The sequence below is a fragment of the Brevundimonas sp. genome (genome assembly GCF_030682035.1).
GTDB lineage: Bacteria > Pseudomonadota > Alphaproteobacteria > Caulobacterales > Caulobacteraceae > Brevundimonas.
The window spans coordinates 94,800-116,013 of sequence record NZ_JAUXQZ010000044.1 but is presented as its reverse complement, the minus strand read 5'-3'; the positions used below and the strand labels follow the sequence as shown (position 1 = coordinate 116,013).

The following is a 21,214-nucleotide window of genomic DNA, read 5'->3' as shown; positions in this document are numbered from 1 at the left end:
CGCTAGTCATGCGTCGCTTAACCCGCCGCTAACGTCGGGAAGTTCAGCGCCAAGGTCAGGTTCAGGAGAGTCTACGGAGCGCCGCCCGCTCCAGCCGGCCGACGGCGGCGTTGAGCAGCAGGCCCATGACCATCAGACAGACGAGGGCAGCCAGCATGTCGGCGGTGCGCAGCCGGTTGCCGGCTTCGAGCAACCGCCAGGCCAGCCCCTGGGTCGCGCCTGAGCCGGAGACGAACTCGGCCACCACCGCCCCGATCACGGCCAGTCCCGCGGCGACGCGCAGCCCCTCTAGCATGAAGGGCAGGGCGGCGGGCAGTTGCAGGCGGATCAGGCGCTGGACCGGCGAGGCCCCGTAGAGGTCAAAAAGCCGCTCAAGATCGGGATCGGCCGACTTCAGCCCGGTCAGGACGCCGGAGAACAGCGGGAAGAAGGCCACCGTCGCCGCCAGTGCGACCACCGCCCGGTCGGCGTGGTCCAGCCCGGCCCAGATCATCACCAAGGGGGCGATGGCCACCACCGGCGTGACCTGCAGGGCGACGGCGAGGGGGCGGACAGCCTGTTCCGCCGGGCGGCTGAGCGAGACGGCGAGGGCCAGGCCGCCGCCGATCATCCCGGCGGCGGCGAGCGCCTGGAGCGCCATCCAGAACGTGGTCGCGGCGGAGGCGGCGAGGAGGGGCGCACGCCGGATCAGGGCTGCGGCCACGGCGCTGGGCGGGGGCAGAAACCAGGGTGGGACGTGGAGCAGACGGCAGGCCAGTTCCCAGACGGCGAGGAGCATGACTGTGAGGAGCAGGGGCGGCAGGAAGCGGGTCATGCGCTGACTTTCACCGGGAGAGGCTGCATGGCCTTGGCCAGCGCGACGGCCAGCGCCTCCACCGCCGTCCGGTAGCCGGCGTCCCCGCGCCAACCCTCGGGCCTCGGCAAGGGACCGGGTGACCGAAGTTCAGCCGCCACCCGGCCTGTCGTCGCGTCGAGCACCACGGCCCGGTCGGCAAAATAGACGGCCTCCTCGACGTCATGGGTCACGAAGACGATGGCGGGACGTGGCGCCCGGCCGGCCCAGAGACGGTGCAGATCCTCGATCAGGCGGCGGCGGGTGACGCTGTCGAGGGCGGCGAAGGGTTCGTCGAGCAGAAGCAGGTCTGGCGCTGTGACCAAGCCCCGGGCGAGGGCGACGCGCATGGCCATGCCGCCGGACAGCTGGCGCGGTCGAGCGTCGAGCCTGTCGCCGAGACCGACGGCGGCCAGGGCTTCGGCGGCGCGGAAGCGGGCTTCGGAGCGGGCCAGGCCGGCCAGATCCAACGGCAGGGCGACATTGGCGAGAGCGTCGGCCCAGGGCATCAGGGTCGCGGACTGGAAGACAAAGCCGGTCCGCCCTTCGGCCCGGTGCACAACCCCCTGCGACGGCGGCTCCAGCCCCGCCAGCAGGCGAAGGACCGTGGACTTGCCGGCGCCCGAGGCGCCAACGACGGCGACGATCTCGCCGGGGGGGACGATCAGGCTGATCGGGCCGAGCGGCGCGCGGCCGGGATAGCGGACGACGACGTCGTCGAGCGACGCCGCAGCGTCAGCTCCGGCCACGGCCGGGCAGATACTGGGTGGTGAAGGCCTGGCGCCAGTCCAGATTGGGCGGATAGACGCCGGCCTGGGATGTGACCTCGAAGAAGGCCTGCCAGCGTTCGGCGGTCATGGCGCCGAGGCCGTAGAGGGCGGCGTCGCCGCCGTCGACCACGCCATTGGCCTTCAGCCGGGCGCGGGCCTGGTCGAGTATGGCCTGGGTCATCTCGGGGTTGGCCTTGCGAATCTCGGCATCCGCGGCCTTGGCGTCGCCATGGATATAGTCGCGCCAGCCCTCGGCGGAGGCGGCGATGAAGCTGCGCAGGGCGGCGGCGTTGTCGCGGGCGAAGGCGTTGGGGGCCAGGACCATCGCGGCGTAGGAGGGATAGCCCTCATCGGCCAGCAGGAAGACCCGCGGGGCGAAGCCCGCCGCCTGCTCGATCGTGTAGGGCTCCGAGGTCAGATAGCCCTGCTGCACCGCCCGCTCATCGGCGAGGAAGGGCGCGGGGTTGAAATTATAGGTCCTGACCTGATCGTCGGTGAAGCCGTATTTGGCCTTGAGCCAGACCCAGAAGGCGTCGCGCGAGGCGGTGGCGAGCAGGAAGGGGCGCCCGGCCAGGTCGGCGATGGTCTTCAGCGCCGGGTCGGGGTGGGCGATGAGGACCTGGGGGTCCTTCTGGAAGAAGGCGGCGACGGCCTTCACCGGCGCGCCCTCGGCGACCAGATTCATCGGGATGAAGCTGTTGGAGCCCATGCCCAGCTCGACTGCGCCCGAGGCCAGCAGCTGGGGCACGTTGACGCCCGGGCCGCCCTGCATGATCTGGACGTTCAGGCCGCGCTTGGCATAGGCCCCCGAGGCCAAGGCCTGGTAGAAACCGCCGTGCTCGGCCTGGGCGCGCCAGTCGGTGGCGAAGCGCAGGCGGACGCGGCCCTCCTCATCGACTGGAGCCTCGGCGCGCTGGCAGCCGACGAGCGCAGCCGTGGTCGCGAGTGCGCCTGCCCCGGCCAGCAGGGCGCGGCGGTCCGGCGAGAAACGGCGATTCCCACGCAAGGTCATGACCTTGGTTTACGGCTCAGGTGCGGGGAAGGGAAGGGCGTGGAGAAGGCCGATAGCGCGCCGGCGCTTGCGCTGCCCCTCCGTCACGGCGGGAAGCCGCGCCGCGCCACCTCCCCATGTATGGGGAGGAGACGATCGCGCCCTCAAGCCGCGAGCGACCGCGTCGCGATCCCCCGATCAAGTCGGGGGATGACGATGGACCGCGCTCAAGCAGCAAGCCGCCGCGCGGCGCGCGATAGCGCCCACCAGAATTGAGCGAGGGGACGAAGATCCCCGGCGAACCGGTTTTCCTCGTCCCCTCGCCAAGTCCGGGTTGGACTTGGCCATTGAGGTTCAGAACCCTGGCTTTGCATCAGCGAGGCGAACCCCGGCGATGGTCAGCTGTATCCTGTCGCGCTCCTGGTCTCCGGCGTTCCACGAGGTCGAGCCCCGCGCCGTCCATCGATCCCGATCCGGTTCCCTCTGGTCTTCTCCGGCCGAAGCCTTCGAAGGGTCCTTTGGGCCTTGATCCTGTCTCCCGTCCGTTAAGGTCGAAACCCCCCGGTGCGTTCGATCAGAGAGCCGGGCCGGTCCGCTTTGAGCCCCGGGTCTCCCCGGTTTTCCGCGCCGCCGTGTCCCTCGGCCTGATCAAGCTCGCTCCGATCCGCAGATGTAGCAAGCGGTCCGGAACGAGCGTCTGTGGACGGCCTTGGGGATAAATCGTGCAAGGCGCTTGCATGTTTGTGGCGATGTTCGAATTTTCTTCGAGATGTGAAGGTCTTGCGACTTCTGCACAGACTCTCGAAAACGGCCGGAAATTCGTTCCGAACAGGCTGTTTTCGGGCCTCGGAAGGGGTCAGGCGGCGTCGAGGGCAGCCAGACGACCGTCGAGCCAGACCCGGACCTCGCGCCGCGGCAGCTGGGCGCCGGTGACCCGCTGGGCGACTTGGCCGAAACCGCTGCTGAGCCATTGCCCGGCCGTCAGGCGCCAGCCGTCGGCCTTGAGGCGCGGGATCAGGGCCAGGGCGGCATTGGTGCGCTCGGCGGTCCGGCGTTCTGCGGGGGTCAGGTCCAGGCGGCGAACGCGGGCGATCATGGGGGCAGGCTAGATCTTGGGCTCGGGCTGCGCGATGCGGCGTTCGGACGCCGGTTCAGGATCGCGCGAAGGCGAGCAAAGGCCCGATGTCATGGGCATCCGCGGTGCGCAAGGCAGCAACATAGCGATCCCGCAGGGACGTGATTCCAACCAGACCGGCGCTACCCCAGGTGAAGGGGCGCTGTTGTAACGAGGCAGCGAGCAGATCGGCTGCGAGACGGGCATGGCGGCCGTTGCCGTTGGGAAAGGCATGGATCCAGGTCAGCTTATGGTGGAACCGCACGGCGATCTCATCGGGCGCGTAGGTCTGATGAGCGATCCAGTACTGAACGGTGTCGATCAGGTCGCCGAGTTCGACCTGGATGCGCCAGTTATCGACGCCGATGCGGCGGTTCGATTCCTGACTGAAGGTTCCGGCCCAGCGCCAGACTTTCCCGAACATCCGCTTGTGCAGGGCGCGCAGGAAGGTCTGGTTGAGGACATCGCGTTTGCGAGTGAATGCCCAGCGATCAGCGTCGCTGATATTGGCATGTTCGGCGTCGTTCAATTCGTTGCGGGTCGTGATGTAGGTCGGGATGAGGCCGTCGCGTTCTTCTGGCGACAATGGGGTGTGGGCTCCGTCGTCCGCGTCGAACAGCGCGTCGCTCATGCTTCGTCCCAAAGGCGGCGCGGGTCTCCTCGAAGAAGATCCTCGATCAGGCGAGCCCGTTCGAACGCGAGATCGTTTGATCCCAAGGCCTGGTTCTCCAGGCTCATGGTGTGATGCGCCCGCGACAGTTGGGCGTCGGCGAGCCGCGCCGCCCGGTCGAACACGCTTTCCTCAAGGGACCGTTCCGGGACGATGGCATAGACCAGGCGGCACCCCAAGGCTTCGGCGGCCCGTCTGAGGGTGCGGAGCGATACGCTGTCCTTGACCTCTCCCTGCTCGATGCCCGTTACGGTCGAAGGCGCGACACCCAGTCGGGCCCCGAACTGCCGCGTCGTCATGCCCAAGCCGTCCCGAATGGCGCGCACCCATCCGTGAGGAGGGCGCGTAAAACCATCGAGATCCTTCAAAGGGGCCAGCTTCCGGTCCAGATGGCGACGAGCGCGAGCGTTGGGGAGGAAATAGGCCATGCAACGTTGAAGCCTATAACCGATCAAACGTCAAGAATGTGATCGGTTATAGCCGAGAAACAGAGGCGTATTTGGTCGTCCAAAACCGATCAAGAGGCTGGCTACCCCGCCAGCGCCTCCCGCCTCGCCTCCAGCTCCAGCCATTCCTCCTCCGCCGCCGCCAGCAGGGCGCGGGCGCGGTCGGCGTTGGCGGTGGCGCGGTCGAAGGCTTTGCGATCGCGGGCGTAGAGGCCTTGGTCGGACAGGGTGACGTCGTGGCGGGCGATGTCTTCGGGCAGGCTGGCCAGCAGGCCTTCGAGTTCCTTCAGGCGGTGGGCGTCCTTGAAGGTCAGTTTGCCGGACCTTTTTGTGGAGGCGCGGTCAGAAGGCTCCGCCTTCTCGACCCGACGCGCCTCATCGGCGGCCTCGGCGCGCCGGGCGGCGTCCTTGTCCTGCGGGCGGGGGTTGGCCCCGGGTTTCAGGAAGCCCGGGTTCTGGCGGATGAAGTCGGTCCAGCCGCCGGGGGTCTCGACGATGTCGCCGCGGCCATTCATGGCGATGGTCGAGGTGGCCAGACGGTCGACGAAGTCGCGGTCGTGGCTGACGATGATCAGGGTGCCGTCGTAGGACTCGAGCAGCTCTTCGAGCTTGTCGAGCGTGTCCATGTCGAGGTCGTTGGTCGGTTCGTCGAGGACCAGCATGTTGGCGGGCTTGGCCAGGGCGCGGGCCAGAAGCAGGCGGTTGCGCTCGCCGCCCGACAGGGTCGAGATCGGCTGGCGCAGCTGGCCCTCCTGGAACAGGAAGTCCTTGGCGTAGGCGGCGACGTGTTTGGAGATTCCGCGCACCAGCACGCTGTCGCCGCCGCCGGGCGTCAGGGCGTCCCACAGGGTCATGTCGCTGCGCAGACCCTCGCGGGACTGGTCGAGATAGACCGGCTCGAGGTTAGCTCCCAGCTTGACCGTGCCTTCATCGGGCGCGAGTTCGCCGAGCAGGATCTTGACGAGGGTGGTCTTGCCCGCCCCGTTGGGGCCGACGATGGCCAGCCGGTCGCCGCGGATGACGCGGGTGGTGAAGGGCTTGATGACGGGCCGGTCGCCGAAGCTCTTGGAGACTCCCTTGAGGTCCGCCACCAGCTTGCCCGAGGTTGCGCCGGAATCCACGCCGAGGTTGAGCTCGCGCGGGACGTCCTTGAGCCGTTCGCTGCGGTCGGCCCGCAGGGCGTCCAGCGAGCGTGCGCGCCCCTCGTTGCGGGTGCGGCGGGCGGTGATAGAGCGGTAGAAGGTCTCGGTCTCGCGCTCGATGGTCTTTGTCAGGCGTTGAAGGGACTGTGCTTCCTCTTCCAGCACCTTGCCGGCCCATTCGTCGAAGGCGGCGAAGCCCTTGTTCAGGGTGCGGACGCGGCGGCCTTCGAGCCAGTGGCAGGACTGGGTGACGCGGTTGAGGAAGGCACGGTCGTGGCTGACGACCAGGACCGAGAAGCGGGCCTGGAGCAGTTCCTCCTCCAGAAGTTCGATGGCCAGGATGTCGAGGTGGTTGGTCGGCTCGTCGAGCAGCAGCAGGTCGGGCTCTTCGGCGAAGGCCTTGGCCAGGGCGGCGCGACGGATTTCTCCCCCGGACAGGTTCACGGCCGGCTTGGCCGGATCGAGGCCGAAGGTCGCCAGCCAGGCCTCGGCCGTCCAATGGTCGGCGCCGGCGGATTCAGCGTAGTCGAGCAGCGTCCCGCCGGTGATCACCGGCTCCTGCGGCACATAGGCGAAGCGGGTTCCGGCCTGGACGGAGCGGTCGCCGGCGTCCGGCTCGATCAACCCCATGACCATCTTCATCAGGGTCGATTTGCCCGCCCCGTTGCGGCCGACGAGGGCGGCGCGGGTGCGCGGTTCGACGGCGATGTCGACCCCGTCAAACAAGGGGCGCTGGCCATCCTGGAGACGGACGTTCTTTAGGGCGACGAGAGGAGGACGGGGAGCCATGCAAACCTTGGACGCGCGCGCTTGGAAATGGGGGCGGCGGGGAGTCCGCGCGGTCGAAGGCGGCCATATAGGGGGTCTGGCCCGTTGTGACCACCGGCAGTCGTCTTCGCCCGAAGTGGGATTCGCCCGGGTGCGACGCGGACCAGTGTTAGACTGAGGCCGAACGTCCGGGGGGATGAGAATGAGCCATCAGGATCAGGAGGCCGCGCCGCCCGCGCGCCGGAAGCGGGGCTTCGGCTGAAGCGACCGGCTGGCGGGGCGCTCGGCGCCGAGGCGCCGCCGGCCAACCGGCTGAACATCTGACAGAGGGTGGACGCCGTGGCGCCGGCGCCGGTCTCCGGCCCGGTTCCCGTCATGCCGCTGATGGGCCCCGTGGTCACTACACCTGAACCGCCCGCGACCTGATCCCGCCGAAGGGCGGAGACAGCCCGGGGCGATCCGCGTAAGAGGCCGCCGATGGATCGGCCCTTCTGGCAAACCAAGCGTCTGGAACAGATGTCCCGCGAGGAGTGGGAGAGCCTGTGTGACGGCTGCGGCCTGTGCTGCCTGATCCGGATCGAGGACGAGGACACCGGCCAGGTGATCCCGACGCGGGTGCACTGCAAGCTGTTCGACAGCGACAGATGCACCTGTGTCGACTACGCCAACCGGCGCGCACAGGTGCCGGACTGCATCAAGTTGACGCCGTGGAATATCGAACAGCTGGGGTGGATGCCGAAGTCGTGCGGCTATCGCCGGGTGCATGAGGGGCGGGGCCTGGCGGACTGGCATCCGCTGGTCTCGGGCGACCCCGAGAGCGTACACACGGCCGGGGTCTCGGTGCGCGGGCAGACGGTGTCGGAACTGGCCTTGGCGGAGGCCGAGGACGCGCTGGATTTCGAGGCCCCGGAGTGGAACCTCGAGCGGGGTCAACGCCGCTAACCAATATTTCGTGGTTCTCTCTGTAGGCTGAAGAGATGGGAGCGAAACGTCCGAAAACGCCGCGGGAAGCAGCGACGGATCGACTGGATCTGGACAGCCCGTTCGAGCGGCTGACGGCGCTCGCCTCCGCCATGTTCGGCGCGTCTCACGCCATGATAGGCGTCCTCGACGAGGACCGGACCCTGTTCCGCGCCAGTATCGGCCTCGGGCGGAGCGAAATGCCCCGCGGTCTGACGGCGACGAACCTGGTGGCCGCCATGGGACCGGACGCGGTGCTGGTGATCGAGGACGCCCTGGCCGACGAGCGCGTCCGCGACCATCCGATGGTGACCGGCGAGCCGAGGTTGCGGTTCTTCGCCGGCGCCAGCGTGGTCAACGCCGCGGGCGAGGTTGTGGGCGCGATCGGCGTGATGGACATCAAGGCGCGTCCCAAACCCGACGACGCCGAACTGGAGAACCTGAAGCTGCTGGCCCGAATGGCCGGCGAAATTCTGGATCGGGCGGAAGCCATCCGGCAGCAGGCCGAGCAGCTGGAACTCCTGCGTCTGGCCGAGGAGATGACCGGCGTCGGGCAGTGGCGCTACCAGATCGAGCCGCACGCCATCACCTGGTCCGACGCAGTTTACCGCATTCACGGCGTGACGCGGGAGACGTTCGATCCCTCGGCCGGAGGCATTCTGGCCACCTACCACCCGGACGACGAGCCGGTCTTCCGCGGACTCCTCGACCGGGCGATCAGCACGGGCGAGGGCTATGAGTTCAAGCTGAGGCTGTTCCGCCCGGACGGCGAGGAACGGACGGTGACCGCCAAGGCCGAAACCGAACGGGACGACAGGGGGCGGGTGACCGCCCTGTTCGGGGTGTTCCAGGATGTCACCGAGGCCGAACGCGCCATCGATCTGATCCAGAGCAGCGAGGCGCGCTACCGGCTGCTGGCGGAGCATTCCTCGGACATCATCACCATGACCGGGGTGGACGGGATATTCACCTATGTCTCGCCGGTGATCGAGACGGCCCTTGGTTATCGGCCCGAGGATCTGGTGGGACGCTTCTATGCCGACTTCGTTCATCCCGACGACGTGCTGTCGATCAAGGCGGCCTATGCGGCCTATGTCGCCGCGGGGCCCGGCGCGCCGTCGCCGCGGGTGGTGTGGCGGACCCTCAAGAAGAACGGAGAGCTGGTCTGGTTCGAGGGTCACCCCCGGCTGATATGGGACGCGAACGGACGACCGGTCGAGATACAGGACCTGCTGCGCGACATTACGGATACCAAGCGACTTGAGGCTGAACTGCTGGAGGCCCGGGACCGGGCTCACGATGCGGCGCGCGCCAAGTCGGAATTCCTGGCCAATATGAGCCACGAACTGCGCACGCCCCTGACCAGCGTGGTCGGCTTTTCAGGCCTGTTGCAGCAGAGCCCGACACTGGGCGAGACGGAGCGGCGATACGCCGACCGGATCGGCACGGCCAGCGAGGCCTTGCTGGGGGTCATCAACGACATCCTGGACTACTCCAAGCTGGAGGCCGGGGCGGTGGAAATGGAGGATCGGGATTTCAGTCCCCGGGCCATGGCGGAAGCAGCGGCGGCCCTGGTCGAGGGTCAATGCGCGGTCAAGGGTCTGACGCTGGCGATAGAGCTGGATCCGGGACTGCCCGAGGCGCTGACGGGAGATGAGGGACGGTTGCGGCAGGTGACGCTGAACTTCCTGGCCAATGCCGTGAAATTCACCGGGGCGGGCCGGGTGACGCTCGAGGCGTCGTGGGCCGCGGAACGGTTGAGGGTGGCGGTGACCGACACCGGCATCGGCGTCGCCGCCGAGAAGATCGACGCCCTGTTCGAACGCTTCAGCCAGGCGGATAATTCCACCACCCGCGTGTATGGGGGCACCGGCCTGGGCCTGTCGATCTCGCGCCGTCTGGTCGAGATGATGGGCGGCGAGATCGGCGCCGACAGTCGGTCGGGGGAAGGTTCGACCTTCTGGTTCGAGGTTCCCCTGAGGCCGGCGGAAGCGTTGGTTTCCGAGAAGGGGGTGGACGACGAGGCGGCGTATCTTGACGGGTTGCGCATCCTTGTGGCCGATGACGCCGCCGCCAACCGGGAGCTGGTGGGGGCCATCCTGGGCGGGCTGGGGGTCGCGTTCGAAACTGTCGAGGACGGAGCCGAGGCGGTCGAGGCGGCCAGGAGCGGCGGCTATGACCTGATCCTGATGGACGTGCATATGCCGGTCATGGACGGGCTGGACGCGACACGGGCGATCCGGGCGTTCGATGGGCCGGCGGGTCAGGTCCCGATCATCGCCCTGACCGCCAATGTCCAGCCCGAGCAGATGCTGCGCTGCCGGGAGGCGGGCATGGACGATCACGTCGGCAAGCCAATCCAGGTGGCGGAGTTGCTGCGGGTCATCTCCGCGCGGCTGGAGCAACGAGCGGGCCTGAAGACGGCCGACGCGGCCTGACCCGCCCAAGGGCGTGACGCTGTGCTGACAATCCGCGAACTCATAGTCGGGTTGGCGAGATAATGTTGTCTAAAATCAACGAGTTGTGATTTTCTAACTGCGATTTGCCCGCCGGGCTGCGCTGGTCGCCTACTATTTGGGCATGACGGGAAATCAGGACAAAAACACACTGACCGGGCGGTGCCTGGAGGTGCTGGAGCAGCTGTTGGCGGATGCCGTGGCGACCGCCGGCGAGACTCCGCCCCCGGAGGGGCGGGACCGCAAGTCGCATATCCGCGAACTCAACATACTGGCCGGGCTGGCGCGCAGCCTGATGACGGCGAAGAGCGCGTTGCATCGGTTCGAGCACGGGCTGACGAAGCTGGCCGCCGAACGCCGCCCCGCCATGGGGATGAGTCCCGCAATGGAAGACGAAGGCATGAATGACGCAGACATCCTCGGGGGCGGACTGTTCGACCCCGCCATGCTGGCCGCCAACCGCGCCCAGCTGTTCGGCCGCCTGGATGCGGTGCTTGCTGGCCGCGCGAGCGGCGGGCCTGGAGCCCGAGCTGACACCGATCGAGACGATCACGGCGGTGAGCCACTGGTGGCTGACCTCGCGGGACCGACAGGTGGAGAACTGGCCGTCGCCGCCCAGACTTAGGCTGCTGCTGGGCGGACGGGGATCGGGCAAAACCTTCGCCGGGGCCGGGTGGATCAACGACCTGGCGCAGTCGCGGCGGCGCCTGGCGCTGGTGGGATCCAGCCTGCACGATGTCCGCGAAGTCATGGTGGAGGGGCCGTCGGGCATCCGTGCGCTGGCCCCGCCGTTGCTGAAGCCGCGATGGGAGAGTTCGCGCCGAAGGCTGGTGTGGGAGCACTCGGGGGCGGTGGCGCAGGCGTTCTCGGCCGAGGACCCGGATGGTTTGAGGGGGCCGCAGTTCCATGCGGCCTGGGCCGATGAATTTTGCGCCTGGCGCGCACCCGACCGGGTGCTGGCCAATCTCCGGCTGGGGCTGCGGCTGGGGGACTGGCCGCAGCTGCTGGTGACGACGACGCCCCGACCCATCGCGGCGCTGAGGCGGCTGATCGCCGAGCCCGGCGCCAAGGTGGCGCGTATGCCGACGTCGGAAAACGCAGAACATCTGGCCCCCGGTTTCGCCGAGGCGCTGAGGGCCGTCTATGGCGGCACGCGGCTGGAGGCGCAGGAACTGGAGGGGCTGATGGTCGAGGCCGAGGGCGCGCTGTTCCGGGCCGAGGATCTGGCGCGGGCGCGGGGCAACCGGCCGGCGACGCTGGAGCGGATCGTGGTGGCGGTCGATCCGCCGGCCAGCGCGGGCGGGGACGCCTGCGGGATCGTGGTGGTGGGCCGCAAGGACGGTCGCGCCTATGTGCTGGCCGACCGGTCGAAGGCGGGGGAGTCGCCGCAGGGCTGGGCCATGATCGTAGCGCAGACGGCGCGTGAGTTCGGGGCGCGGGAGATCGTGGCTGAGAAGAACCAGGGCGGCGAGATGGTGCGGACCGTGCTCGCGCACGGCGGCTGCGAGACCGCGATCAAACTGGTGCACGCCAGCCGGGGCAAGGCGGCGCGAGCTGAGCCGGTAGCGGCGCTGTATGAACAGGGACGGGTGGTCCACTGCGGGGCGTTCCCGGCGCTGGAAGAGGAACTGATGGCGCTGGGGTCGACCGAGGGCGGCGGGCGCAGTCCCGACCGCGCCGACGCCCTGGTGTGGGCGGTGACGCATCTGCTGCCTGCGCCGAGGGCGGGGCCGCGAGTCAGAATACTATGACGCCGTGAGTTTTTGGCTGGCTATCGACGGAGGCGCGCAAGGGCTTGTCGTTGCTGATCAAGGGTGCATCCAGCGCCATGGCCTGAGCGATCAGAATGCGGTCCCAAGGGTCCGGATGGTCGATTGGAAGCCGGGCGGCGCGCCACGCGATTTCGGCGGTGACGTCCACAAGCTTGAAGCCAAAAGAGGGAAGCGTGTCTGGCATGTTCTGCGGCATCCGCTGGAGGAAGGAGTCCTTCGCCCGCAGCCCGCCTCGTCGTCGCTTGAAGTCGATCTCGTAGATGCTGACCACGCTGACATAGATGGTGGACGCATCCTCCATCCACCCGCGCGCGGAGGCCGTCAGTTCGGGGCGATCAAACAAGCTCCAGATAAGGACGTGGGTATCGAGAAGGACCGCGCTCACTTGTAAAAGTGATCCTCATCCTCGGAGCGGGCCGCAGCCTCGAACTCTGGATCAGGCTCGAGAAAGAGATTCGCTTCTTCATCAGTGAGCGGCCCCAAATGCGCCAGGGCGCCTATGAAACGATGCTTCTTCTTCCGGACAGGCCGGGACAGGGCTTGAAGGCGAAGAATAGGCTTTCCCGACCGGGCGAGAACAACCTCCTCGCCGGCCTCGGCGCGAGCGACCAGTTCGGACAGGCGGGCCTTGGCCTCGGCGATGTTGACCTGAAGCGTCATGAACCGACCCTATCATGGATCATGAGTTGGTCCAACTGAGCGGACTGTGTTGGTCCAACTGCGGAGATTACCATGCTGAACTGGCGACGGCCCTTTGAGGGTCGGCGGCGCATTTCTGCGCCCGAGACAAAGGACAGCCGGGCCGGGCCGCTGATTGCGCTGACGTCCGGCGGGCGGGCGCGGTGGACGCCGCGGGACTACGCCCATCTGGCGGAGGAGGGATTTGCGAAGAACGCTGTGGCCTATCGCTGCGTGCGGATGATCGCCGAGGCGGCGGCGTCGACGCCGTTGCTGGTTTTCGCCGACGGCGTGCGACGGGACGATCATCCGCTGGCGGCGCTGCTGGCGCGGCCCAACCCGGAGCAGTCGGGGGCGGAGTGGCTGGAGACGCTGTACGGCGCCCTGCAGACGGCGGGGAACGCCTATGCGGAGGCCGTCGGAGACGGTGAGCCCGAAGAGCTTTGGACGCTGCGGCCCGACCGGGTGAAAATCGTTCCGGGACGAGCCGGTTGGCCCGAGGCCTGGGAGTATTCCGTGGACGGTCGCTCGACCCGCATCGGGCGGGCGGCGGACGGCTGGTCGCCGGTGATGCAGCTGAAGCTGTTTCATCCGACCGATGATCACTACGGCTTCTCGCCGTTGGAAGCGGCGGCCTTCGCGATCGACGTGCACAACGCTTCGGGGGCCTGGAACAAGGCGCTGCTGGACAATGCGGCGCGGCCGTCGGGGGCGCTGGTCTATGGAGCGAAGGACGGCGAGCGGCTGACCGCCGAACAGTTCGAGGCGCTGCGGGGGCAGGTCGAGGAGAGCCACGCGGGGACGATGAACGCCGGGCGGCCGATGATCCTGGAGGGCGGGCTGGACTGGAAGCCGATGAGCTGGACGCCGGCGGATATGGACTTCATCGCCGGGAAACATGCGGCGGCGCGCGAGATCGCCCTCGCCTTCGGGGTTCCGCCGCAGTTGCTGGGGATCCCGGGGGACGCGACCTACGCCAACTATCGCGAGGCCAACGCCGCCTTCTGGCGGGGGACGGTGGTTCCGCTGGTGCGCAAGACGGCGGCGGCGCTGACGGTGTGGTTGGGCGGGCGGTTCGCCGGGACGCGGATCGAGGCGGATCTGGAAGCGCTGCCGGCGCTGCAGCCCGAGCGCGATGCGCTGTGGGCGCGGCTGAACGCGGCGAGCTTCCTGACCGACGAGGAGCGGCGACGCATGGCGGGAGTGGGAGACTGATGGAACGTTTGAACAAGATACCCATAGCGCTGATCGCGGCGCTGACGGTGCAGACGATCGGCGGTCTGGTGTGGGCCGGAGGCGCGGCGGCGCGGATCGCCACGCTGGAGGAGCGGGTCACGGAACAGCGGCTGGTGGCGGAACGGCTGGCCCGGCTGGAGGAGCAGAGCGTGGCGACGCGGGCGGCCGTGGGGCGGATCGAGGAGAGGCTGGAGGGTTGGGGGTGACCGAGGCCGTGGCGGCGGTCGCCGGTCTGGACGTCCAGGGCTATGCCTCGCTGTGGGGCGTGGCGGATCTGAACGGGGACGTGGTCGCCCGCGGGGCTTTCGCGGCCAGCCTCGGCCGAACCGGCGCGAAGGGGGTGCGGATGCTGCACCAGCACGAGGGCCGGGCGGCAGTCGGGGTCTGGGACGAGATGGTCGAGGACGAGCGCGGACTGTTGGTCCGTGGACGGATCATGGACTGGTCGGCCGAGGCTCGGTTCGCCGCCGCCTTGTCGAGGGCAGGCGCGCTGGACGGGCTGTCGATCGGATTCCGCAGCAGCCGCGCGCGGCGTGATGGGCGGTTGCGGGTGCTGGTCGAGGTCGAGTTGTGGGAGGTGTCGCTGGTGACGTTTCCGATGTTGCCGGGGGCTCGGTTTCGGACCGCCTGACCCTCAGCCGGTCGGACGCAGGGCATGGGCGCGATCCCAAGCTTGACCATGGTGGCGGAGACTGCGCCGTTTCGTGGGCGCCGATCACGGGCAACCTCAAGGGTTTCACTGCTGGGGCGGGCGGTATTCGTACTGGCCGAGGCGCCGGGTCGCGCGGCCGAGGGCGGACAGGACCCTGGGCTTGCGCACAAGCCGGCCCAGCATGACGGCGAGGAAGATGGCGAAGGGCCAGGGCAGGCGGAAGATCACGGTCATAACGACCGCGCCGACGGCGATGGCGACCCAGACGCCGATCAGGAGCGAGGTCTGGTCAGCCTTGTTGGGCGAGGCCTCGTCGACAGGGCGCGCGCCGGCCGCAGGCTCGACCGTCCCGAACAGGACGCCCATCAGGTCCTGGGGCTTCGCGTCCTGGACCCGTTGCAGGGCGCCGAGGTTGATCAGGGGCGGATCGACCGGGTGCGGCAGGGGCTGATGGTCGGCATGCTGGTGCAGGTCCAGCAAGGGGCTGGGCTGCATCAGGGCGGCGGGGTCGAAGGCGACGGAATCGCCCTGGTCATTGAGGGTGAAGACCTGATCGAAGGGGACGCGGGCGAAGTCGAGGGCGCAGGTGTCCTGACCGTAGGCGTCGCCATGCAGCGCCAACAGCCGGCCCTGGCGCAGCTCGACCAGGAAGGCGACGGGGTCCGGCAGGTCGCCGACCATGGCGTGGACCGTGCCGAACCGACCGGTCGGCTCGGTCAGGGGCGGTGGCCGGGAGCGGTCGACGATCAGTTCGGTGAACAGGCCCGAGCCGGTGTTGCGCCGGGCGCCAGGAAGGGACTCTGCGAACTGGCCGGCGAGATCGGGCGCGATGTCGCGCAGGTCCCAGGCGAGGGCGTCGAGGATGTCGGATTCGAGGCGGGTGAAGCGGGATATCGTGATGGTCTTCAAGTTCGAGCTTGAGAAGAGTTCACCGGTTGCGGCTCCAGACTCTTGCGTTGGTCAGACGCCCAGTTGCGAATCACGGTGCCGATGAAAATCGCGACGAATGCCAGGGCGGGGAGCAGGCGAACCGACGGATCGCCTAGAGCGGGATGAATCCCCTCCCAGAAATCCGAGTCAAACACGGCCAAGGCAAACGCCAAGGTCAGCGACGCCATTGCCAAACCGAAACCGATCCACGACCGCCGAAGCTCCGGAGATTCTCCGATCGCCGTCACGATCCACCGGGTCAACGGCGGTGGCCTGAGACCGCCCGCAGGGAGTTCGAACCAGGCGTCGAATCCGTTCGCCGGTTCATCCTGAACCCGTTCCAGGGACAGCGCCGAACGAGGGCGACGATTGGCAAAGGTCCCGAGCAGCCAGATCAGGAACACGCTGCTGAGAAGCAGCACGAGGACGGGTCCTTCGAAGCTGTAGTCGAGGCCATTGGGAGCCAAGTTGTCGAACACGAGCCAGATCAACCCGCCACACGGCCAGACCAGACGCATGAGAAGCGAGCCCAGCATCGAGTGCTGGACGGCGTCGATGATCTTTCGGGCGAAATTTCCCACGCCCGCACCCTAACCGCGATCCGCGGTTCCTGAAAACCGGAGATACCATGAAAGAGACCAAAACCGCCTCGGGCACCCCCGAGGCGCGCGCCGCCATGCATGAAATGATGGCGGCGTTCGAGGCGTTCAAAGGGGCCAATGACGCCCGGCTGGACGAGATCGAGCGCAAGAGCTCGGCGGATGCGCTGCTGGAGGAGAAGGTGGCGCGGATCGACCAGGCGGTCGGAGCTGCGCAGGCGCGGCTGGACCGGGTGGTGAGCGAGGGGAGGCGGCCGGAGCTGGGGCAGGCCCCCTCCGTCGGCTTCGCCGCCACCTCCCCCATGAAGGGGGAGGAGAAGAGCGCCTTTGACGGCTACCTCAAGACCGGCCAGTCGTTCGGGCTGGAGCTGAAGGCGGGGCTGAGCACGGCGTCGAATTCGGCGGGCTATGTGGTGCCGGAGCAGACCGAAAGGGCCATCGAGCGGCGGCTGATGGCGGGGTCGCCGATGCGCGAGATCGCTACCGTGCGGACCGTCGGCGCGGGCGTGTTCAGGAAGCCGGTGTCGACGGCGGGCGTGGCCTCGGGCTGGGTGGCCGAGACGGCGGCGCGGCCTGAGACGGACCCGGCGACCCTGGCGCTGCTGGAATTCCCGTCCGCCGATCTGTACGCCAATCCCGCGGCGACCCAGTCGTTGCTGGACGACGCCCTGATCGACCTGGACGAATGGCTGGCGGCCGAGGTCGAGGACGCCTTTGCGGCGCAGGAGACGGCGGCGTTCGTGACGGGCGACGGGGTCAACAAGCCCAGGGGCTTTCTGAGCTATCCGATCGTGGCGGACGCGAGCGCCGTCTGGGGCGAGATCGGCCATGTCGCCTCGGGCGCGGCGGGGGCGTTTTCGGCGACCGGTCCGACCGACCGGCTGATCGATCTGGTCTATGCGCCGAAAGCTCAGTTCCGGCCGAACGGGCGGTTCGTGATGAACCGCAGGACGGTCTCGGCGGTGCGCAAGTTCAAGGACGCCGACGGCAACTACATCTGGCAGCCGGCGACGCGGGCGGGCGAGACGGCCAGCCTGCTGGGCTATCGCGTGACCGAGATCGAGACCATGCCGGACATCGCGGCCAACAGCGCGGCCATCGCCTTTGGGGACTTCCAGCGGGGCTATCTGATCGTGGATCGCGCGGGGGTGCGGGTGCTGAGGGATCCGTATTCCGCCAAGCCCTATGTGCTGTTCTACACGACCAAGCGGGTCGGCGGCGGGGTGCAGAACTTTGATGCGATCAAGGTGATGAAGTTCAGCGCGACGTAGTCGCGCGGTGGCGAGTGGTTAGTGGCGAGTGGCGAGTGGAGCCGCTCGCCGCTGACTTTGATGTGAAACGGCGACGGAAGAGGATTGGCCCGGCGATCACCCGCCACTTGCCACCCGCCACTCGCCACTACGAGCAAAGCGAGGTTTCCCATGACCGCACCCGTCTCGCTGGCGGAAGCGAAGCTGTTCCTGCGCGTCGAGCACGACGCCGAGGACGGGCTGATCCAGACACTGATCGATGCGGCCCGGGCGCGGGTCGAGGGGGATGTCGGACTGACGCTGACCTCGACCTCGCCGGCGCCGTTGCGGCTGGCGATCCTGATGCTGGCGCTCAGGGCCTATGAGCGGGGCGATCGGGAGATGTCGGTCGCGCCGGTCGAGGGCTGGATCGCGCCGTATCGGGTGGTGCGGCTGTGAGCGGCGCCATGCGGGTGATGGCCGGGCTGTTCAGCGGCGTCGAGAGCGAGACGCCCTATGGCGGACAAGCGGTGAGCTGGGAGCCGTTGGGATCGGCCTGGCTGAGGCTGGGAGCGCGGCGGCGGCGTGAGAAGTCAGAGGTCGGCGGGGTGCGGGCGGTCGAGACGGTGACGGCGGAGGCGCGGTCGGACGCGCGGCTGACGGCCGGGCGGGTGCTGCGGTTCGGCGGCGGCGACTGGCGGATCGTCTCGGGCGAGACGGTCGGCGGGCGGGCGATACTGAATCTGGAGCGGACCCGATGAGCGGGCATGAACTGGCGCTGCAGAAGGCGTTGATCGCGCATCTGAAGGCGGATGCGGCGGTGCGGGCGCTGCTGGGCGAGCCGGCGCGAATTTGGGATTCAGCGCCCGTTGAGGCGGCGTTTCCGCACCTGCTGATCGGGCGGTCCGAAAGCCGGCCCCTGGGCGCGGACGGGGGCGGGGTCGAGCAGGCGCTGACTCTGACGGTTGTGTCGCGGTTTCGCGGGTCCGAGGAGGCCAAGGCGGTGCTGGCGGCGGTGCGCCTGGCGCTGAACGATACCGCGCTGGAGGCCGACGGGGTGCGGGCGGTGAGCCTGAGGGTCTCGTTCGCCGACGTATTCCCGAGCGCCGACGGGGCGCGGACATTTGCGGTGCTGCGGGTGCGCGCCGTCACGGAAGAGAGTGGCGAGTGACGGGTGGCGAGGGCGCGTTCGGCCCGACCCACCGCGCTTCGTCGGCGACAGGTCGATGACCCGCCGTTGGCCTGGGCTCCGTCACTCGCCACCCGCCACTCGCCACTGATCACTCAAGGAGACGGACATGAGCGCACAACGCGGCAAGGACATACTGCTGAAGATCGAGGGCGCGCCGGGCGTGTTCACCACAGTAGCGGGGTTGCGAGCGCGAACCATCTCGCTGAACGCGCGGACGGTCGATGCGACCGACGGCGACAGCGCGGGGCGGTGGCGCGAACTGCTGGGCGGGGCGGGGGTGAAGTCGGCGGCGGTGGCCGGGCAGGGGATATTCCGCGACGCGGCCTCGGACGGCTTGATCCGCGAGGCCTTTTTCTCCCAGTCGGCGCGGGCATGGCGGTTGATCGTGCCGGACTTCGGCGTGCTGGAGGGACCGTTTCTGGTGGCGGCGCTGGAATACGCCGGCGAGCATGAGGGGGAGGCGACGTTCGCGATCAGCCTGGCGAGCGCGGGTGAAATCTCGTTCGAGGCTCTGTGATGGCGACCAACGGCGCGCGCGGCGAGGTGGTCGCTGTACTGGCGGGCGCGGAGCGGCGGCTGTGCCTGACGCTGGGGGCGCTGGCGGAGATCGAGACGGGGCTGGGGTTGGACGGGCTTTCCGGTCTGGCGGAACGGATGCGGGCGCTGTCGGCGCGGGATCTGACGGGCGTGCTGGCGGCCTTGCTGAGGGGCGGGGGCGAGCCAGCGCTGGCCGATGAGCTGGACCTGGCGGGAGTCGAGCCGCGTGAGGCGGCGGAGGCGGTGGCCAAGGCATTTGCGGCGGCGGCGGGGTGACGCCCTGGGGCGAGATGCTGCGGACCGCGACGCGGCTGGGCGTGGGTCCGGAAGGATTCTGGCGGCTGTCGCTGCGGGAGTGGCGGATGATGACCGAACGGCCGGGCGGCGCGGCGCCGATGGCGCGCGAAGACCTGATGCGAATGACGGAGGCATGGCCGGATGAGTGACAGATCTGAACCAACGGGGCTGGACGGCGTGCCGCGCAAGGCGGCTGAGGCGGCGGCGGCGTTGGAAGCGTTGCGAGAGCCGGCGGAGCGGGCGGCGGCGTCCATCGAGGACGCCTTCGGCAGGGCCGGCGAAGGGCTGGTCCGGTCGATGGCGCGGGCGGCGGCGGACGGGGAGATCAGCCTGGCCGAACTGGCGCGGGCGGTGCTGGCGGCGGTGAATGCGGCGTCGGGATCGGGCGGCGGGGGCGGGCTGGGCGAGGCGATCGCCCAGGCGGTGCAGACGGTGTTCGCTGGCTCGCGCGCCGACGGCGGCGCTGTGCTGGGCGGCGGCGCCTATCTGGTCGGCGAGCGTGGGCCGGAGGTGTTCAGGCCGACGGGGGCGGGCATGATCGAGCCGACGGGCGGCGGGGGCGTCACGGTCAATGTGCGAGTGGACGGCGGGGCGCCGGCGCTGCTGCGCTCAGAGGCGCAGATCGCCCAGATGCTGGCGCGCGCCGTATCGCTTGGCGCGCGCCGGCTCTAGGCGAAGATTTGGGTCAGAGTGCCTTCGGGTTCTGGCCGTGCGAGTTGGAGCCGGGCTGGCTGTCGGCCAAGCCCATCCAGAGCCAGAAGACGAGGCTGAGCAGGCAGCTGGCCCCCAGGATTCCAACCGCGGGACCGAAGGTCGCCAGGAAGGCGGCCGGATCTTCGGCGTCCAGCGCCGCCGCGTTCATGATGGCGCCAGCGCCCACCATGACAAACGCGCCGATCCATGCGGCGAAGGCGGCCACATAGGGAATTGCGATCAGCCAGCCCGGCTTGCCCATGTCGTGCAGCCGCTTCACACCGATGGCCAGGTGCGGCCAGAGCAGTACGATCCCGAGCAGGTTGATCACCGGGATCATCCCCATCACGAGACCAATTGCGAACAGAATCACCCACGCGATCCAGAAGTGCGACCGGCGGAGCCGACCGTCAAAACTGAGCATGGCCTTCTGGAAATCGAAACCGGAACTCGAACTCGAAATCTGGTCGGTCATCTGAGCGTCCCCCGCTGCTGATCCGGCATCGCGCCGATACGCCAGCGTGGCCGAACGCTGATCGCCTGACAAGGGAAACAGACATTATGAGCTTTCACGAAGTGAGGCTGCCCGCGCGGCTGGCGTTCGGATCGACCGGCGGGGTGGAGCGACGGACCGAGATCGTGACGCTGGGGTCAGGGTTCGAGCGGCGATCGACGCCGTGGGCCCAAGGGCGGCGACGCTATCTGATCGGGGCCAATCTGCGGTCGCTGGACGACATGGCCGCGCTGACGGGCTTCTTCGAGGCGCGGCGCGGTCGGCTGTACGGCTTTCGGTTCAGGGACTTCGCGGACTGCAAGTCCTGCGCGCCGGGGACGGTGGTCGGGCCGCTGGATCAGGCGCTGGGCGAGGGCGATGGGACGCGGACGGTGTTCCAACTGGTCAAGCGCTATGGCGACGGGGAGGACGCAGTGGAGCGACGGATCGCCAAGCCGGTTGAGGGGACGGTCCGGGTTGCGATCGACGGGGTCGAACTGGCGGCGGCAGGGTTTGCGGTCGATGCGGCGACGGGGCTGGCGACGTTGAATGCGCCGCCCGGCGCGGGCGCTGTGGTGACGGCGGGCTTCGAGTTCGACACGCCGGTGCGGTTCGACGCCGACCGGATCGAGGTGACGCTGGAGAGTTTCGACGCCGGTCGGATGGCGGCCGTGCCGCTGATCGAGGTGCGGGTTTGAGAAGTGGCGAGTGGCGAGTGGCGCGTGGCGAGTGGCGAGTTTGCCCGAGCACCGTCGCC

28 protein-coding genes are annotated in these 21,214 nt (G+C 68.7%); 16 read left to right on the top strand and 12 right to left on the bottom strand.

All coding sequences use genetic code 11. The features are described from left to right. Nucleotides 1-61 precede the first annotated feature (61 nt). The 7 genes from Q8K49_RS12070 to Q8K49_RS12040 form a co-directional block, all read right to left on the bottom strand. Nucleotides 62-814: an ABC transporter permease gene (locus Q8K49_RS12070; protein WP_305306322.1), complete on the bottom strand. Its 753-nt coding sequence runs from the start codon at nt 812-814 to the stop codon at nt 62-64. Continuing rightward, nucleotides 811-1,581, bottom strand: a complete 771-nt coding sequence (locus Q8K49_RS12065) for an ABC transporter ATP-binding protein (RefSeq protein WP_305306321.1) — start codon at nt 1,579-1,581, stop codon at nt 811-813. The genes Q8K49_RS12070 and Q8K49_RS12065 overlap by 4 nt, the downstream gene beginning before the upstream one ends. After that, on the bottom strand, nt 1,568-2,614 hold the full coding sequence (locus Q8K49_RS12060) for an ABC transporter substrate-binding protein (RefSeq protein WP_305306320.1): 1,047 nt from the start codon (nt 2,612-2,614) through the stop codon (nt 1,568-1,570). The genes Q8K49_RS12065 and Q8K49_RS12060 overlap by 14 nt, the downstream gene beginning before the upstream one ends. 835 nt (nt 2,615-3,449) lie before the next feature. Beyond that, nucleotides 3,450-3,689, bottom strand: a complete 240-nt coding sequence (locus Q8K49_RS12055; protein ID WP_305306319.1) for a hypothetical protein — start codon at nt 3,687-3,689, stop codon at nt 3,450-3,452. Nucleotides 3,690-3,744: 55 nt separating this feature from the next. Then, a complete protein-coding gene (locus Q8K49_RS12050) occupies nt 3,745-4,338 on the bottom strand; it encodes a mobile mystery protein B (RefSeq protein ID WP_305306318.1) in 594 nt (197 codons plus the stop codon). Further along, nucleotides 4,335-4,805 (bottom strand): mobile mystery protein A, encoded by a 471-nt coding sequence (locus Q8K49_RS12045; RefSeq protein ID WP_305306317.1) that lies wholly within the window; start codon nt 4,803-4,805, stop codon nt 4,335-4,337. Before Q8K49_RS12045 ends, Q8K49_RS12050 begins: the two co-directional genes overlap by 4 nt. A gap of 101 nt (nt 4,806-4,906) precedes the next feature. Beyond that, a complete protein-coding gene (locus tag Q8K49_RS12040) occupies nt 4,907-6,754 on the bottom strand; it encodes an ABC-F family ATP-binding cassette domain-containing protein (RefSeq protein ID WP_305306316.1) in 1,848 nt (615 codons plus the stop codon). A gap of 456 nt (nt 6,755-7,210) precedes the next feature. Between Q8K49_RS12040 and Q8K49_RS12035 the strand changes: the two genes are divergently transcribed. The 4 genes from Q8K49_RS12035 to Q8K49_RS12020 all read left to right on the top strand — a co-directional run bounded on the left by Q8K49_RS12035 (nt 7,211) and on the right by Q8K49_RS12020 (nt 11,900). After that, nucleotides 7,211-7,675 (top strand): YcgN family cysteine cluster protein, encoded by a 465-nt coding sequence (locus tag Q8K49_RS12035; RefSeq protein ID WP_305306315.1) that lies wholly within the window; start codon nt 7,211-7,213, stop codon nt 7,673-7,675. Nucleotides 7,676-7,710: 35 nt separating this feature from the next. Continuing rightward, the gene (locus tag Q8K49_RS12030) at nt 7,711-10,131 is read left to right on the top strand and encodes a PAS domain S-box protein (protein ID WP_305306314.1); all 2,421 of its coding nucleotides are present in this window, start codon (nt 7,711-7,713) and stop codon (nt 10,129-10,131) included. A 142-nt stretch (nt 10,132-10,273) separates the two neighbouring features. Beyond that, entirely contained in the window at nt 10,274-10,774 is a 501-nt protein-coding gene (locus Q8K49_RS12025) for a hypothetical protein (RefSeq protein ID WP_305306313.1), read from the top strand. Next, nucleotides 10,707-11,900, top strand: coding sequence for a DNA-packaging protein (locus Q8K49_RS12020; RefSeq protein ID WP_370867778.1), 1,194 nt, complete (start codon nt 10,707-10,709; stop codon nt 11,898-11,900). The genes Q8K49_RS12025 and Q8K49_RS12020 overlap by 68 nt, the downstream gene beginning before the upstream one ends. On the opposite strand, the gene Q8K49_RS12015 is transcribed toward Q8K49_RS12020, so the two are convergent. Then, nucleotides 11,887-12,306 carry a type II toxin-antitoxin system VapC family toxin gene (locus Q8K49_RS12015; RefSeq protein ID WP_305306312.1) on the bottom strand — a complete coding sequence of 140 codons (420 nt, stop codon included), beginning with the start codon at nt 12,304-12,306 and terminating at the stop codon, nt 11,887-11,889. The genes Q8K49_RS12020 and Q8K49_RS12015 overlap by 14 nt on opposite strands. Next, on the bottom strand, nt 12,303-12,581 hold the full coding sequence (locus tag Q8K49_RS12010) for a type II toxin-antitoxin system Phd/YefM family antitoxin (RefSeq protein ID WP_304930845.1): 279 nt from the start codon (nt 12,579-12,581) through the stop codon (nt 12,303-12,305). The genes Q8K49_RS12015 and Q8K49_RS12010 overlap by 4 nt, the downstream gene beginning before the upstream one ends. Nucleotides 12,582-12,653: 72 nt before the next feature. On the opposite strand from Q8K49_RS12010, the gene Q8K49_RS12005 reads away from it, so the two are divergent. From Q8K49_RS12005 to Q8K49_RS11995, 3 genes are read left to right on the top strand one after another with little or no spacing between them, the layout of a single operon-like run. Next, a complete protein-coding gene (locus Q8K49_RS12005; RefSeq protein WP_305306311.1) occupies nt 12,654-13,814 on the top strand; it encodes a phage portal protein in 1,161 nt (386 codons plus the stop codon). After that, complete coding sequence (locus Q8K49_RS12000; RefSeq protein WP_305306310.1) at nt 13,814-14,041, top strand: hypothetical protein; 228 nt, start codon at nt 13,814-13,816, stop codon at nt 14,039-14,041. Before Q8K49_RS12005 ends, Q8K49_RS12000 begins: the two co-directional genes overlap by 1 nt. Next, nucleotides 14,038-14,466: an HK97 family phage prohead protease gene (locus Q8K49_RS11995; RefSeq protein ID WP_305306309.1), complete on the top strand. Its 429-nt coding sequence runs from the start codon at nt 14,038-14,040 to the stop codon at nt 14,464-14,466. The genes Q8K49_RS12000 and Q8K49_RS11995 overlap by 4 nt, the downstream gene beginning before the upstream one ends. A 105-nt stretch (nt 14,467-14,571) precedes the next feature. Here Q8K49_RS11995 and Q8K49_RS11990 read toward each other — a convergent pair whose 3' ends face one another. Both Q8K49_RS11990 and Q8K49_RS11985 read right to left on the bottom strand, forming a co-directional pair. Continuing rightward, nucleotides 14,572-15,396 carry a hypothetical protein gene (locus Q8K49_RS11990; RefSeq protein WP_305306308.1) on the bottom strand — a complete coding sequence of 275 codons (825 nt, stop codon included), beginning with the start codon at nt 15,394-15,396 and terminating at the stop codon, nt 14,572-14,574. Then, the gene (locus Q8K49_RS11985; protein WP_305306307.1) at nt 15,393-15,998 is read right to left on the bottom strand and encodes a hypothetical protein; all 606 of its coding nucleotides are present in this window, start codon (nt 15,996-15,998) and stop codon (nt 15,393-15,395) included. Before Q8K49_RS11985 ends, Q8K49_RS11990 begins: the two co-directional genes overlap by 4 nt. Nucleotides 15,999-16,045: 47 nt before the next feature. On the opposite strand from Q8K49_RS11985, the gene Q8K49_RS11980 reads away from it, so the two are divergent. From Q8K49_RS11980 to Q8K49_RS11945, 8 genes are all read left to right on the top strand, one after another. Next, complete coding sequence (locus Q8K49_RS11980; protein WP_305306306.1) at nt 16,046-17,287, top strand: phage major capsid protein; 1,242 nt, start codon at nt 16,046-16,048, stop codon at nt 17,285-17,287. Between the two features lie 150 nt (nt 17,288-17,437). Then, nucleotides 17,438-17,704 carry a head-tail connector protein gene (locus Q8K49_RS11975; protein ID WP_305306305.1) on the top strand — a complete coding sequence of 89 codons (267 nt, stop codon included), beginning with the start codon at nt 17,438-17,440 and terminating at the stop codon, nt 17,702-17,704. Nucleotides 17,705-17,712: 8 nt separating this feature from the next. Continuing rightward, entirely contained in the window at nt 17,713-18,006 is a 294-nt protein-coding gene (locus Q8K49_RS11970; RefSeq protein ID WP_305306304.1) for a head-tail adaptor protein, read from the top strand. Then, a complete protein-coding gene (locus Q8K49_RS11965; protein WP_305306303.1) occupies nt 18,003-18,416 on the top strand; it encodes a DUF3168 domain-containing protein in 414 nt (137 codons plus the stop codon). Before Q8K49_RS11970 ends, Q8K49_RS11965 begins: the two co-directional genes overlap by 4 nt. A 127-nt stretch (nt 18,417-18,543) precedes the next feature. Continuing rightward, on the top strand, nt 18,544-18,954 hold the full coding sequence (locus Q8K49_RS11960; RefSeq protein ID WP_305306302.1) for a phage major tail protein, TP901-1 family: 411 nt from the start codon (nt 18,544-18,546) through the stop codon (nt 18,952-18,954). Beyond that, nucleotides 18,954-19,250, top strand: coding sequence for a GTA-gp10 family protein (locus tag Q8K49_RS11955; RefSeq protein ID WP_305306301.1), 297 nt, complete (start codon nt 18,954-18,956; stop codon nt 19,248-19,250). Before Q8K49_RS11960 ends, Q8K49_RS11955 begins: the two co-directional genes overlap by 1 nt. Beyond that, entirely contained in the window at nt 19,247-19,420 is a 174-nt protein-coding gene (locus Q8K49_RS11950; RefSeq protein WP_305306300.1) for a phage tail assembly chaperone, read from the top strand. The genes Q8K49_RS11955 and Q8K49_RS11950 overlap by 4 nt, the downstream gene beginning before the upstream one ends. After that, entirely contained in the window at nt 19,413-19,943 is a 531-nt protein-coding gene (locus Q8K49_RS11945; protein ID WP_305306299.1) for a phage tail tape measure protein, read from the top strand. The genes Q8K49_RS11950 and Q8K49_RS11945 overlap by 8 nt, the downstream gene beginning before the upstream one ends. Nucleotides 19,944-19,956: 13 nt before the next feature. Here the strand turns inward: Q8K49_RS11945 and Q8K49_RS11940 are convergent, their stop codons facing one another. Further along, complete coding sequence (locus Q8K49_RS11940; protein WP_305306298.1) at nt 19,957-20,439, bottom strand: DUF805 domain-containing protein; 483 nt, start codon at nt 20,437-20,439, stop codon at nt 19,957-19,959. Nucleotides 20,440-20,525: 86 nt separating this feature from the next. Here Q8K49_RS11940 and Q8K49_RS11935 point away from each other — a divergent pair, with 86 nt between their 5' ends. Then, nucleotides 20,526-21,155 carry a DUF2460 domain-containing protein gene (locus Q8K49_RS11935; RefSeq protein WP_305306297.1) on the top strand — a complete coding sequence of 210 codons (630 nt, stop codon included), beginning with the start codon at nt 20,526-20,528 and terminating at the stop codon, nt 21,153-21,155. Nucleotides 21,156-21,214 lie beyond the last annotated feature (59 nt).